This window comes from Paenibacillus sp. NPDC093718, from assembly GCF_050279985.1.
In the GTDB taxonomy this organism is placed as follows: Bacteria; Bacillota; Bacilli; order Paenibacillales; family Paenibacillaceae; genus Paenibacillus_AQ.
Window position 1 is genome coordinate 887,013 of sequence record NZ_JBNNUS010000002.1, and the last position, 13,291, is coordinate 900,303.

General features: G+C 49.6%; 15 protein-coding genes. All 15 read right to left on the reverse strand.

What is annotated here, in order from left to right; genetic code table 11:
• A complete protein-coding gene (gene aroB, locus ACQKPA_RS09845) occupies window positions 1–1,095 on the reverse strand; it encodes a 3-dehydroquinate synthase (protein WP_427491653.1) in 1,095 nt (364 codons plus the stop codon).
• A gap of 1 nt (window position 1,096) precedes the next feature.
• Complete coding sequence (aroC, locus tag ACQKPA_RS09850; protein WP_427491655.1) at window positions 1,097–2,266, reverse strand: chorismate synthase; 1,170 nt, start codon at window positions 2,264–2,266, stop codon at window positions 1,097–1,099.
• A gap of 168 nt (window positions 2,267–2,434) precedes the next feature.
• A complete protein-coding gene (locus ACQKPA_RS09855) occupies window positions 2,435–3,238 on the reverse strand; it encodes a CheR family methyltransferase (RefSeq protein ID WP_427491657.1) in 804 nt (267 codons plus the stop codon).
• Between the two features lie 41 nt (window positions 3,239–3,279).
• Entirely contained in the window at window positions 3,280–3,723 is a 444-nt protein-coding gene (ndk, locus tag ACQKPA_RS09860; protein WP_071218428.1) for a nucleoside-diphosphate kinase, read from the reverse strand.
• A 111-nt stretch (window positions 3,724–3,834) separates the two neighbouring features.
• A complete protein-coding gene (locus tag ACQKPA_RS09865; RefSeq protein ID WP_427491659.1) occupies window positions 3,835–4,809 on the reverse strand; it encodes a polyprenyl synthetase family protein in 975 nt (324 codons plus the stop codon).
• A gap of 191 nt (window positions 4,810–5,000) precedes the next feature.
• Window positions 5,001–5,603: a UbiX family flavin prenyltransferase gene (locus tag ACQKPA_RS09870; RefSeq protein ID WP_427491661.1), complete on the reverse strand. Its 603-nt coding sequence runs from the start codon at window positions 5,601–5,603 to the stop codon at window positions 5,001–5,003.
• Window positions 5,603–6,475 carry a UbiA-like polyprenyltransferase gene (locus ACQKPA_RS09875; protein WP_427491663.1) on the reverse strand — a complete coding sequence of 291 codons (873 nt, stop codon included), beginning with the start codon at window positions 6,473–6,475 and terminating at the stop codon, window positions 5,603–5,605. Before ACQKPA_RS09875 ends, ACQKPA_RS09870 begins: the two co-directional genes overlap by 1 nt.
• On the reverse strand, window positions 6,468–7,199 hold the full coding sequence (locus ACQKPA_RS09880) for a demethylmenaquinone methyltransferase (RefSeq protein ID WP_427491739.1): 732 nt from the start codon (window positions 7,197–7,199) through the stop codon (window positions 6,468–6,470). The genes ACQKPA_RS09875 and ACQKPA_RS09880 overlap by 8 nt, the downstream gene beginning before the upstream one ends.
• Before the next feature lie 36 nt (window positions 7,200–7,235).
• Window positions 7,236–8,096, reverse strand: coding sequence for a heptaprenyl diphosphate synthase component 1 (locus ACQKPA_RS09885; protein ID WP_427491665.1), 861 nt, complete (start codon window positions 8,094–8,096; stop codon window positions 7,236–7,238).
• 112 nt (window positions 8,097–8,208) lie between these two features.
• Window positions 8,209–8,751 carry a hypothetical protein gene (locus ACQKPA_RS09890; protein ID WP_427491667.1) on the reverse strand — a complete coding sequence of 181 codons (543 nt, stop codon included), beginning with the start codon at window positions 8,749–8,751 and terminating at the stop codon, window positions 8,209–8,211.
• A 112-nt stretch (window positions 8,752–8,863) separates the two neighbouring features.
• Window positions 8,864–9,826, reverse strand: a complete 963-nt coding sequence (locus tag ACQKPA_RS09895; RefSeq protein WP_427491669.1) for a 1,4-dihydroxy-2-naphthoate polyprenyltransferase — start codon at window positions 9,824–9,826, stop codon at window positions 8,864–8,866.
• A gap of 171 nt (window positions 9,827–9,997) precedes the next feature.
• Window positions 9,998–10,222 (reverse strand): trp RNA-binding attenuation protein MtrB, encoded by a 225-nt coding sequence (gene mtrB / locus ACQKPA_RS09900; protein WP_071223937.1) that lies wholly within the window; start codon window positions 10,220–10,222, stop codon window positions 9,998–10,000.
• An 84-nt stretch (window positions 10,223–10,306) separates the two neighbouring features.
• Window positions 10,307–10,579: an HU family DNA-binding protein gene (locus ACQKPA_RS09905; RefSeq protein WP_006209463.1), complete on the reverse strand. Its 273-nt coding sequence runs from the start codon at window positions 10,577–10,579 to the stop codon at window positions 10,307–10,309.
• Window positions 10,580–10,838: 259 nt separating this feature from the next.
• A complete protein-coding gene (spoIVA, locus tag ACQKPA_RS09910; RefSeq protein WP_071223935.1) occupies window positions 10,839–12,317 on the reverse strand; it encodes a stage IV sporulation protein A in 1,479 nt (492 codons plus the stop codon).
• Between the two features lie 709 nt (window positions 12,318–13,026).
• On the reverse strand, window positions 13,027–13,291 hold a 265-nt coding region (gene tnpA, locus ACQKPA_RS09915), incomplete at its 5' end, for an IS200/IS605 family transposase (RefSeq protein WP_427491672.1).

Sequence of the window (13,291 nt, forward strand, 5' to 3'; positions counted from 1 at the left end):
CTATCCCTCTCCCTTCAACTGTTCAACCACGGATCGAACAGCTTCTACCGGTACATCCTTAACGATGCTGACGGAGCCGATGGATTCCGGTACGATAAATACCATATTTCCCTCGGCAAACTTTTTATCATGCTGCATAGCGTCCATAATTCGCTCAACCGAGACGTCACCCGGCAAGGTTACCGGCAGATTCACCGCCTTCAGCATGCTCACCGTCTCATGGTGCAGATCCGCAGGTCTGCCAAGCTTTTCGGCAAGGCGGGCCGAGCCCGCCATTCCGATGGCAATTGCCTCGCCGTGCAAGAAGCGTCCGTAGCCGCCAACGGCTTCAATGGCATGACCGATGGTATGCCCCAGATTAAGGATGGCACGCAAACCGCCTTCCCGCTCATCCTGGGATACGACGTTCGCCTTGATCGCGCAGCCGCGCTCCAGGCCATATATCAACGTATCAGGATCCAGGCTCAGCAGCTTTTGCCCGTTCTCCCGGCACCAATAGGCAAAATCACGGTCCAGGATCAAACCATGCTTCACCATTTCCGCAAGACCAGAAGATACCTCGCGCGGAGGCAATGACATCAGCGTGTTCACATCGTAAACCACCATAACGGGCTGATGGAACGCGCCGATCATATTTTTGGCTAACGGATGGTTGACCGCCACCTTGCCGCCAACGCTGCTGTCATGAGCCAGGATGGTGGTCGGGATCTGAACAAACGTCACGCCGCGCATATACGTTGCCGCGACGAATCCGGCCAAATCACCAACAACGCCTCCACCCAGCGCAAATACTGCCGAGCTGCGATCCAGCTTGCCGTTGATTGCTGTAGTCATTACCTCTTCATAGACTTGAAGCGATTTGGAGGATTCACCGGAAGGGACAATATGGGAAATTACCGTGTATCCTTCTGATTTTAACTGCTCCTCCACTCGAGACAAATAATGAGGCGCTACTTTATCATCCGTTACAATCAAATGCGGGCTCTTGCGAGTAATTCCATGCTTCGCGCTCAGCTCACCGATGGTATCCAAAATGCCAGCTCCGATATAAATCGGATATGAACGCTCTCCTAGTTCCACCTGAAGTGTTCTCATATTAGTAGTTCTCCAGCTGCTTCAGGTAGTTCTGGTAATTCGCATGAATTTCTTCCATCGAATCACCGCCAAACTTCTCAAGAAAAGCCTTCGCTACCTCCCAGGTCACAACATGCTCCATGACAACGCTGGCGGCCGGAACCGCACAGGCATCCGAGCGTTCAACCTGAGCCGTGAAAGCTTCCCTTGTATCAATATCCACGCTTTGAAGCGGCTTGTACAGCGTCGGAATCGGCTTCATGACGCCGCGAACGACGATCGGCATGCCGTTGGTCATCCCGCCTTCAAATCCGCCCAGGCGATTGGTTGCACGGTGGTATCCGCGCTCTTCACTGTACATAATCTCGTCATGCACCTGGGAACCGGGCAATTGGCCTGCTTCAAATCCGATTCCGACCTCAACGCCCTTAAAGGCATTAATCGACATCACGCCCTGTGCGATGCGGCCATCCAGCTTGCGGTCATATTGGACATGGCTTCCCAAACCGACCGGCACGCCTTCGATGATGCATTCCACGATGCCGCCGATGGAGTCGCCTTCTTTTTTGATCTGGTCTATGTAGGCTTCCATTTTCTTCTCTGTCTCTTCGTCCACCACGCGAACCGAGGAGGCTTCCGTACGCTCGATCAGCTCATCCATCGTGAGATTGTGCGGGGGAGCTTCGATCTCGCCAATCCGGATGACCTGGCCTGCCACTTTGACGCCGAATTGTGCCAGGAATTGCCTCGCGATAGCACCAACCGCTACGCGAACCGTGGTTTCACGGGCACTGGAGCGTTCCAGCACGTTACGCAGATCCTTCAAATTGTACTTCAAACCGCCGTTTAAGTCGGCATGTCCCGGTCTTGGACGGTGTACCCGTCTTTTTACCTCGTCGTTGCCCTCAATCGGCTCCACGTTCATAATGTTCTGCCAATGCTTCCAGTCATTATTCTGTACGACCAACGCGATGGGCGCACCGGTTGTATACCCGTGACGCACGCCCCCAAGGATTTGAGCAGTATCCTTCTCGATCTGCATGCGGCGTCCCCGGCCATATCCCTTCTGTCTCCGATGAAGCTGAAAGTTCAATGCTTCGAAATCAAGCTCCAAATTGCTTGGAAGTCCTTCGATTATGGTTGTCAGCTGAGGACCGTGCGTTTCCCCGGCAGTTAAAAAGCGTAAGCTCATGATGCTTTTCCCCCTTTAAACTTTTAAGCGTTAAACCGCTAAACTCCGTAAATATCTTCTGCTCATTATAGTATAGGTCCAACGCTTTGACAAGAATGCCGCAAGACAAGCAAAAGCGCCTCTCATCCTCCGGATTGAAAAGCGCTTATGCGTTATGATTAGCTGTCTCTATTGAATTTTACGGTAGAAAAAGGTCTCGTTGCTCTCCAGGCCATATTGTCCCGGATTAAAGATCTGTTCCGTACTGCCCACAAACAAGAATCCGCCTGGCTTCAGGCTTGAGGCAAACTTCTGGTACAGCTTATGCTTGGCCCCTTCCGTGAAATAAATCATCACGTTTCGGCAAACAATCAGATCATATCCAGTCTCAAAGCGGTCCGTCAGCAGATTCTGCTTATGAAAGGTTACTTCCTTCTTCAAATGCTCACTGAAGCGATACACCGAACCTTCTTCCTTAAAATAGCGGGCGGCTACATCCGGAGGCACATCCTTTAATGACCTCTCGACATATAGGCCCTCCTTCGCTTTATGTAATGCGCCGTCATCAATATCTGTTGCCACGATGCGCGCACGGCTCAGCATCTTCTTTTCGAACAGTATCATGGCAAGCGTATAAGGCTCCTCACCCGTGGAGCAGGCGGCGCTCCATATTTTCAATACCCCGGGATTCTGCCGGGATATCTCCGGCAATATTTTGTCACGGAGAACTTCCCACCGGTTGGGATTGCGCCAAAACTCCGAGACGTTAATTGTCATTCGGTCTAAAAACTCATGAAATAATGGCTTGTCCTTCATCATCGCGTCGTAGAAGGCCGAAAAGGTTTCAAAACCCTTCTTCAAACGCAGCGTTGTCAGCCTTCGCTTCATCTGCGCCTCTTTATAATCTGCGAGATTGATCCCCGTGCTTCGTTCGATGCTGCGAACAAAGCCGATATAATCCGGATCATCCAGCACAGGTTCATGTTCCGTCATCGTATCATCCTGTTTAATCAGATTATTCCGCTTTCCTTAGCTTACAGCCAAGGGGACAGCGTCTTGTTATATTCAACCAGTTCCTTCGCTTCAAAGAAATTGGCAATTTCACGTTGCGCGCTCTCCGGTGAATCCGATCCATGAATCAGATTGTGCGGCGTATGAGCTGAAAAATCCCCTCGGATCGTCCCGGGCAGCGCATCCTTCACATTCGTTTTGCCAATCACTTGGCGGGACAAAGCAATGATGTCGTCCCCTTCCCAAACCATCGCAAACACCGGTCCGGATGTTATAAACCTAACCAGGTTCTCAAAAAAATCTTTGCCTTCATGTTCCGCATAATGGCGCTTGGCCTGCTCGTCTGAAATCTGCAGGAACTTGCCTGCAACCAGCTTGAATCCTTTATCCTCCAAACGGCCGACGATTCGGCCGATCAGCCCACGCTGTACACCATCCGGTTTAATCATTAAAAAAGTACGTTCCATTGGCCTCATCACGCTTCCCCTCATTCTAGGATATTGAACAATCATTCCATGCTCAGGTGATGTTACATGTTTGTACCCGTATTTTAACAGAAAGCAACCTCATGGTTAAGGCTAATATGACCGCTTTGTAATAAAATTTGCGATATCTCTAAGCTGTTTTTTGGTCTTGATGTCAGGCAAAGTATCCAATGCGGCCAATGCTTTACGGATATACCGATCAGCCAACGCCTCAGATCTCGATATACCATCGCTTGAGGTTACAAGCTTCACGGCGTCAGTCACATCACACTGGCCATTCAGTGCATGAATCCGATCCAGCTCTTGCAGCAGCGGCTCCCTCCGTATGCGATCTTCGAGGGCGAATATAACGGGAAGCGTAATATTCCCCTGCCTCATATCGCTCCCCGGCGGTTTGCCAATCTGCTTCTCCGTCCCGCACAGATCCAGAAGATCGTCCTGAATCTGAAAGGCCATGCCGACGTTATATCCGAATCGATACAGGCTGTTTGCGACCTTGCGGTCCGCATCCGCGGCCAGTGCTCCGAGCTGGCAGCTGACGGCAATCAAGAGCGACGTCTTGCGGCGAATACGCAGAAGGTACCTTCTGACGTCCTGATCGGTATTAAAGAAATCACGAATCTGCTCCATTTCCCCGATGGACATCTCGACCATAGCCTTGGCGAGAATTTGATGAATCTCTGGCTGCTTCAGGTGGGTCGTCAACTCCAGCGCCTTGCCGTATATATAGTCGCCGGTATACATGGCAATCCGGTTGTCCCATTTCGCCTTTACCGTTGGCTTACCTCGCCGCGTGTCCGCATCATCAATCACGTCATCATGAACGAGCGATGCGCTGTGAATCATCTCGAGCGGCACGGCCACATGCTTCAGCTTGTCAATGTCATAGTCGCCGAACTTACCGCCCATCAGCACAAAAACAGGACGGAGTCGCTTGCCTCCTGCTCGAAGCAGATGCAAGGAAGTCTCGGTCAGTTCGGGGCTGTCGCCTTCGACGCTGAGATAGAGTTCCTTCTCGATAACGTCCATATCTTTTTTTAATGTTCCGAATATGTCAAATCGTTTCATCTTTTCACCCGTATGCTTAGATTCTCATTCCATAACTCCGGCACTACCTTGCGATCTTAGCAGGCCAAGTTCATCCACGAACTTGAAATATAAGCGTAACCCTTCTTTGTTGTCGTTCGTCAAAATCGTAGCACAGGTTCGTTAAGTCGTCATGACAACAGCCGCAAACCCCTTGGATGCGGCCCGGCCTGCTATTCTCCCCATCTCGTATACAATTGATGTTCAATGCGCAAGCTGTCCAATACCTTGCCGACCAGAAAATTCACGATATCATCAATGGTCTTCGGTCCGTAATAGAACGCCGGCATCGCGGGGATGATTTTGACGCCAAGCTTGGCCAGCGCCAACATGTTCTCCAGGTGAATCGCATGCAGAGGCGTTTCTCTCGGAACCAGCACCAGAGGACGGCCTTCTTTCATCATCACATCCGCGGCGCGTCCCATCAGATTGTCGGAAGAGCCGTGCGCCACCGAGGATAAAGTCCCCATGGAGCATGGCATGATAATCATGCCTTCGACAAGGTAAGATCCACTGGCTATCGTTGCCCCGATGTCCGAGATCGGATGGTAGATGACACCCCCCTCGTATCCGCCGAATTTCTCGGCCAGCACTTCTTCGCGGTTGCCTGCCTGAAAGCCCATTTCCTCCTTCAGAACACGCCAGCCCGCATTGGAAATGATCAATTGCACATCATAGCCCAGCGAGAGCAGGCTCTCCGTAAGGCGAACTCCGTATATGCTGCCGCTGGCTCCCGTTATCCCCACAACCCAGCTTTTTTTGCGCAAGGATTTCATCAGATATACCGCACCACCAAATCAATCAGAGTGAATACAAACAGAATGATGCTCAGTGTACTGTTCATCGTAAAAAAGGCGGTTTGCAGACGGCTCATATCGTTTGGCGACAAGATGTAATGCTGATAGAACAAAATTCCGCAGGCGATGACCATGCCGATCAGATACCACCAGCCAACCGGTGTGACAAAGAAAAGAATGATAAAGCCAATAGCCGTTACTACGTGAAAACCGCGCGCGAACCATAACGCTTTATGCAAACCGAACCGGGAAGGAATCGAGTACAGCTTTTCTCTTGCATCAAACTTCTCATCCTGGCAAGCGTAAACAATATCAAATCCCGCCGTCCAGAACGCAAGCGCGATATAGAACACAATAGCCTTCCAGTCAATTTGACCGGTTACCGCAACCCATCCGCCGAGCGGAGCCAACGCTGTTGTAAGCCCGAGCACCAGATGGCAAAGCCAAGTAAACCGTTTGGTATATGAATAAATAATAAGCATAAAAATAGCGATAGGCAGCAAACGGAATGCAAACGGATCCAGCATGTAAGTGGCCCAGAAAAACACCGCGAAAGACAGAATAATGAATAAGATAACTTCCAGCGGTTTTAGCAGGCCTGCCGGAATGGCGCGATTTGCGGTGCGGGGGTTCTTGGCATCGATATGCTGGTCCGTGAGCCGATTCAATCCGAACGCAGCGCTGCGTGCACCGAACATGGCAAGAAAGATCCACCCGATATCTCCCCAGGATGGTAGTTGGTCAAACACGACGGCCGATCCTAGAATCGCCCCCATAAAAGCGAAAGGCAGAGCAAACAGTGTATGCTCCACTTTAATCATTTCAAGATAAGTTCCTATTTTCTTAAACATCCAGATTCTCCTTGATCCCAATATGCAAGGCTGCTATGCCACCAGTCAAGGGATAGGCCTGAACCTGTTGAAGTCCGGTCTGACAGAAAGCTTCGGCAAGCTCCTCTCGTCCTGGGAACAATGCCAGCGATTCCGGCAGCCACTTATACTGCTCGTAACGCTTGGCTACCAGTTTCCCCATCCGAGGCAGCACTTGTTGAAAGTAGAAATAATAAATGCCTTTGAACGGCTGCCAAGTCGGCTTGGACAGTTCCAAACATACAACCATCCCCCCAGGCTTAACCACGCGTTTCATTTCATGCAGAACCTGCATGTAATCCGGCACATTGCGCAGACCGAAACCGATCGTTGCGTAGTCGAACTGATTGTCTTCGAACGGCAGGCTCATGGCGTTTCCCTGTACCAGCTCTACCTGTTGGTCCAGCCCATGTTTGGCAACCTTCCCCCGGCCGACATTCAGCATCCCCTCACTGAAATCGAGTCCAACTATGTGTCCGGATTCACTTGCCTGTGCCATACTAATCGTCCAGTCGCAAGTACCGCAGCATAGATCGATGGCCGTATCGCCATGGCGCATGTTCATCTTCTTCATCGTAAACTTGCGCCAAGCTTTATGTCTTCGAAAGCTGAGAATATCATTCATAATATCATATTTTCCCGAAATGCTTTCAAAGACGGAATGGACGTATTGCTCTTTCGGATTTTTGCCGTCATGCTTACTCATGTCTAACTTGGTTGTTTGATTATCCACAGCATCCCCCTACCCTTCACTTACGACGGACCGGTACGTGCTTAGCCGTTTCAGGAACGGGTCCAGCATACCGGCGTACGGGCTCTCTCCTACACGGTTTGCCAGCAGCAGTTGAACGGCATTTACGGACTCGCGCAGCTTGTCCAGCAGCTTCTCCGAAACCTTGTGCTTCAGGATCAGCTTCCTCCAGTCCTTCATATCCGTTTTCTTGCCAACCAGCATCTTTCGTTCCTCGTCACTCCCTGACTCGATCAGATGCCAGTACACGTAACCACATCTGCCGACTTCAGGCGTCGCACAGCGTTCCATCTCCTGCACAAGCGTCTCACATTCCGTAATTTCCTTGAGCAGCTTCTCCCATGTTTCTTGTACGGACACCTCAAGCAGCGGAGTAAAAGAAAGAAACAGCTGCATATTCAGCTGTACCGTTAGCCTTAGATATTCTTCAGAAGGAAGCAGCGTTTTTTTCATTTTGCCGTATAATCTCATCTTCATCACGTTAACATCGCTGACAGCCTTGCTAAGAAGCGAGATGACAGCAATTTCGCCCTTTAAGGCAAGGAGTTGATAAAAACGGCTGCTGAAATAATCCCCTGCAAGCACTTTTAACTGCCGGGATCGCATCATCGCCTCTCCTTGATTGCCCTCCATAACGTCGATGCTCTCATGCGTATCGAGTCCCACCTGAACCAGTGAGGTAACCAGTGCGTACAATTCTTCATGTCCGGCAAGATTTCGTCCCGAATCCTTTAAAAATATGTATAGCAAATGAACACGGGCATCCGGAAAATTCGGAAGTTCCGTGTGGTTCTGAATCATATCATAATTTAAATATTTCTCTGCCAGTTCTGGTACGCGATACGGTTTCATTCTCAGCCTCCGTGCACTTGATGTTCTTTTGTCCAATTGAGCCCACAATCCAATCTATTATAACACATGTTCAAGGCACGTACATGCCCTGTCATCTACTATTTTACCCCTTTCATGGGCTGCTGAACTGCTTTAGCCAAAGATTCGTAAATGTTAGGTTAAGAGCGGCCGCAATGGATGGCGGAACCTCGCCGTTCTCAAGCTGGGTTAGAGCTTCTGCATTGCGTAAGTCCCAGGCATCCTTGTTCATGTTCGAAGCCAGCAGCATATACCGCTTCCCTCCCCAGCGATCGATGGCTACCACTCTTAGATACAACTGCTGCACATTATCCGTTCCTTCGAACGTAAATGACATAATGCTGGCGATATCCTCATACACCTCGGCGGCCGTTTCCGGGGGGTCGCTTAATTTGATATCCAGCGTCAGGGCTCCGTCTTCATAATCTGCCCGGCTTATTTTCAGATGAAGAGGAAGATTCATAAGGGAGTCCACGAGTCCGGCATCGCTTAACTCCCGACTGTGATAGGGAATCGCCGCTGCCACAGCGCCGACCTTATAACGGGCTTGCGATTGAAGCCCCATTAACAGTGCGAGCATGATAAATGCAATCGCCGCGGGCAGGAGTACGGCTCGTACGGATTGCCAGTGCTTCATGTCCTAAACCTCCTCTATTCCTAGTTTCTTCCGCTCCTCATGAGTCCATACCTCATTGTATAAAGAAAAAAAGCAGGCTATGCCTGCTTCAAGTAAAACGAGCCGATTCGGTTTAGAAGAACGATCGAGAAGTCCATGCCACTGCTACTCCCAGCGCGGCGATCCTCGCCAGATTCATGAGGACAAAATTTTGCACCGCGATCACAAATGTTTTCTCTTTGGAAGGATGGGCGGTGAATAGGGCGCTTTTTTTATATACCGGGACTAGGGTGGCGAACACCAGAAGAATTAACACGGGGTGCACCTTCATCAGGAGAAGAGCCACCAGATCCAGATAAGCAAGGCAGTACAGAATTCGGAACAGCTTTAGAGATGGCCTGAATCCTATATACACGGGCAGCGTATACCGCTTGTTCTCCATATCCTCATCCATGTCGCAGATGTTGTTGGCCAGCATGATGTTGGCAATCCCAAGAATGGCCGGCAGTGATACCACCAGCAGCAGCAATACCTCAGGAAGGTTCACCTGAAGGGACAGAACGCCGTCCTGGAGGTCCAGAACCGCCAGATGGCCCCCCTCCACATGGATCCATGCCGAAATAAATAGAATGACAAATCCCATAAACAATCCGGAGAACAGCTCGCCTAGCGGCATCCGCGAGATCGGAATCGGTCCGAACGAATATAATATCCCTACGGCAAAAGACAATCCCCCCAGCAGCAGGATTAACCAGCCCGTAGATAAGAACAGCGCGATTCCTGCACCAACGGCTGTCAATAGCAGTACGATGATGACGGACACGACCGCAGACTCCTTAAGGTTATAACGTACAATGGCATTGTGCTGCTCGTAACCGAACCCGTTCTTTTTAATTGCTTTTTTATAGTCGTAATAGTTATTGATCGCCGTCGTTGCCATATCAAACGACAGCAATGCTGCCAGCATCAGGGCAAAATGATACCCATCGAACTGCTGAAAACGAAACAATGCATACAAAGTTCCGAACAGGAACGGAATCATGCTGGCTACCTTAGTCTGAATTTCCACCAGTTTAAAAAAAGCTCGGATTCCCATGACCATCATCCTTTATCCAATTGATCTGATTTCAGATTAAAGGATTTCATGGCCGCGGTCTGTTGGAATTGTACTTGACAAACGAGTTTGCAAAAGTGACGAATGTTACTTTTGGAGCGAGATCAAAAAGCCCACCAATTTGGTGGGGCTTTGCCAAGATGGTAATTCTATTCAGATACCGGATTCAATCTTCCCGTGCTTGGTCATGACCTCTGCTTTGCCGCGTATTTTCACCGCAGACGTATGATCCGTGAACTGGGCGATGATGACCTCGCCTTTGTCCAGCTTCTCGGTATGATGAAACCGGGTGTCCTGACCGCGGGTAAGGCCGATCACCTGCACGCCATGGTCCAGTGCTTTGACAATAAAATAATCCCCGTTTTGAACGTTCTCCATTTTTCAGACCTCCTCACCGTAAGCTAAAAGAAAAGGCCGTGAACGAATTCACGACCTGTGCTCTTAGGTAATATGTAGAAATCTTTATTTGATTCCGTCTTTGAGCGCTTTACCAGGTTTAAATGCAGGAATTTTGCTCGCAGGGATTTCGATTTCTTCACCTGTTTGCGGGTTGCGGCCTTTCCGTGCGGAACGCTCGCGAACCTCGAAGTTGCCAAAGCCGACCAGCTGGACTTTGTCTCCACTTTGCAACGCTTCGGAGATTGCATCGAAAACGGCATCAACCGCTTTAGTTGCATCCTTCTTGGAAAGCTCAGTAGATTCAGCTACTTGTGTAATCAGATCCGATTTATTCATTCTTTCACCTCCCTAACAAGGAATGTGCTCCACTTGCTATTCACTGTTTCCGTTTTACCGCAAATTATACGTGCAATCGGGTATTTTACCCCTATCTCGCGTTTAGAATGCATGACGCGGAACAAATTTATAGTAATACAGCCATCTCATAATTTCAAGCGTTTTGCTTTGATGAGCCAAAGAAAACACGAAAAACAGCCGCTAATCGGGACTTTAGACCCGTTAGCGACTGCGTATTCAACACCTTGGCGATACTCACTTAAAGAATGATCGCGATCAAACCGCCGGAACCTTCGTTGATGATCCGCCCCAAAGTTTCTTGCAATTTATATCTCGCATTATCAGGCATCATTGCGATTTTGCCTTGAATTCCTTCACGGACGATCGAGTGCAGCGAGCGTCCGAATATATCGGATTCCCAAATCTTGATCGGATCGTTCTCGAAATCCTGCATCAGATAGCGCACAAGCTCTTCGCTCTGCTTCTCTGTGCCGATAATCGGCGAGAACTCGGATTCCACGTCGACCCGAATCATATGGATGGAAGGCGCGGTCGCTTTCAATCTTACCCCGAAGCGAGTGCCTTGACGGATAAGCTCAGGCTCATCCAGCGCCATCTCAGCCAGGGAAGGAGCAGCAATACCGTAACCTGTCGTTTTAACCATTTCAAGCGCTTCTGCGAAGCGGTCGTATTCCCGTTTGGCATGGGAGAACTCCTGCATCAGCTGCAGCAAATGATCTTTACCGCGAATCTCGACACCCACAACCTCCATCAAGATCCGGTCATACAGTTCGTCAGGTGCAAAGAGATCGATCTCGGCAACGCCCTGACCCATATTCATGCCGCTAAGTCCGGCATGGTTGATGAAGTCATACTCCATGAACTGGCTGACCACCCGATCCACGTCACGCAGACGGCGGATATCTTTCACGGTATCTCTGACCGAGTTCTCATAGTTGCTGCGCAGCCAGTGGTTCTCGTTAAGCACCATAACCCAGCTAGGAAGATTAACGTTCACTTCATGCACTGGGAACTCATACAATACTTCACGAAGAACGCCGGTTACATCATCTTCGGTCATCGTGGCTGCACTCAGTGTCATCACCGGAATGTCGTATTTCTCTGCCAGCTCATTGCGCAGCTGAAGCGCTTCTTCGCTGCGTGGACGCGTCGAGTTAATGACTACCACGAATGGCTTGCCGACTTCCTTCAGTTCCTCGATGACGCGCTCCTCTGCCTCGACATAAGAGCTGCGCGGAATTTCCGCAATGCTTCCGTCTGTGGTGACAACGACGCCAAGCGTGGAGTGCTCCTGAATGACTTTGCGGGTTCCGATTTCAGCCGCTTCCTGGAACGGAATCGGCTCTTCGAACCATGGCGTCGAGATCATTCTCGGACCATTCTCATCCTCGTAGCCCTTAGCGCCTTCAACAGCATAGCCTACACAATCCACCAGTCTGACGTTGACCTCAAGACCTTCCGTAACTTTGATCTGTACCGCGTTGTTCGGCACGAATTTCGGCTCGGTTGTCATGATCGTTTTCCCAGCAGCACTTTGAGGCAGCTCATCGACAGCTCTTACTCGATCCGCCTCATTCGTAATGTTCGGGAGAACAACCGTCTCCATAAACCGCTTGATGAAGGTTGATTTTCCCGTACGGACGGCACCGACAACACCTAAGTAAATGTCCCCTCCGGTCCGTTCGGCAATGTCCTTAAAAATGTCCACTTTTTCCAAAAGAGATCCCCTCCTCAAATTACTCCGAAGGAAAAATGCTTTAAGAGCATCCGCTTCGTGTTCCACTCATAGCCAAAGCCATTGCAACAGATGAGCAGCCTTTACAATGTCGCCAGCATCCCGCCGCCGGTATTCCATGAGTTTTGATGGAAACGGCAAAGCGGCGTAACTCGTACATGCATTTGGACTAGTAACATCATATGTACCGGGTTCAAAAATATGACGGTTGCCCCTTAAAGTCCGTCCAGTTTTTTTTAAGATATCGAATAGGCCTATACCAACTAAACACCGCCATCGAATACCGTAAAGAAAAACTACCGCTGGAGCCCGGTTTGTCTTCATGCAACGCGCCTTCAGACGTTTTCGTATGCCTCATGATGTGGGCAACCGGCTCTGCCCGCACTACTCTTTCAGATTATGAATATGCGCGCACTTTAATAGATATTCCAAAGAGATTCAACCATTTTCAAAAAAATCTATCGAAGAAGGTTCTCAAGGAAAAAATGCAAACCGCATCTTTGCTTCCGTGTGCTCATTCTTCAGGAGATATCGGTAACCATCCGGGGTCAATCATGACCACCCGTCCAACGGGTGGTTTGCTCTTGGGGTATAACCCCCTGTTGCCAAACTGCGCCTAAAGACGCTAGCCTGACCACAAATCCGTTCAGGCTCAGTGTTTTTGCCACTTTCACTTACCAGTTAAACTGGTTTATTTTTTCTTGTTCTTGTTGCTGTTGAACGGATCTTCGTACTCTTTTACACTCAGTTTATCCACGGCTTGATCATGTGCCTCTTGTTCACGAATGTACTTCGCTACAGTTGCTTCATTTAAACCCACTGTACTTACGTAATATCCTTCTGCCCAAAATTTTCGATTCCCGTATTTATATTTTAGTTGTGCATGCTTCTCGAAGATCATCAACGAACTTTTCCCCTTTAGATATCCCATAAATGATGAGACTGAGATTTTCGGT

Bases quoted from the DNA above. Each gene is read 5' to 3' on its own strand.
- ACQKPA_RS09895 (WP_427491669.1), bottom strand. From the start codon at position 9,826: ATGGGAATCCGAGCTTTTTTTAAACTGGTGGAAATTCAGACTAAGGTA.
- ACQKPA_RS09905 (WP_006209463.1), bottom strand. From the start codon at position 10,579: ATGAATAAATCGGATCTGATTACACAAGTAGCTGAATCTACTGAGCTT.
- aroB (WP_427491653.1), bottom strand. From the start codon at position 1,095: ATGAGAACACTTCAGGTGGAACTAGGAGAGCGTTCATATCCGATTTAT.
- ACQKPA_RS09865 (WP_427491659.1), bottom strand. From the start codon at position 4,809: ATGAAACGATTTGACATATTCGGAACATTAAAAAAAGATATGGACGTT.
- ACQKPA_RS09875 (WP_427491663.1), bottom strand. From the start codon at position 6,475: ATGTTTAAGAAAATAGGAACTTATCTTGAAATGATTAAAGTGGAGCAT.
- ACQKPA_RS09885 (WP_427491665.1), bottom strand. From the start codon at position 8,096: ATGAAACCGTATCGCGTACCAGAACTGGCAGAGAAATATTTAAATTAT.
- ACQKPA_RS09890 (WP_427491667.1), bottom strand. From the start codon at position 8,751: ATGAAGCACTGGCAATCCGTACGAGCCGTACTCCTGCCCGCGGCGATT.
- aroC (WP_427491655.1), bottom strand. From the start codon at position 2,266: ATGAGCTTACGCTTTTTAACTGCCGGGGAAACGCACGGTCCTCAGCTG.
- ndk (WP_071218428.1), bottom strand. From the start codon at position 3,723: ATGGAACGTACTTTTTTAATGATTAAACCGGATGGTGTACAGCGTGGG.
- ACQKPA_RS09870 (WP_427491661.1), bottom strand. From the start codon at position 5,603: ATGAAATCCTTGCGCAAAAAAAGCTGGGTTGTGGGGATAACGGGAGCC.
- ACQKPA_RS09880 (WP_427491739.1), bottom strand. From the start codon at position 7,199: ATGAGTAAGCATGACGGCAAAAATCCGAAAGAGCAATACGTCCATTCC.
- ACQKPA_RS09855 (WP_427491657.1), bottom strand. From the start codon at position 3,238: ATGACGGAACATGAACCTGTGCTGGATGATCCGGATTATATCGGCTTT.
- mtrB (WP_071223937.1), bottom strand. From the start codon at position 10,222: ATGGAGAACGTTCAAAACGGGGATTATTTTATTGTCAAAGCACTGGAC.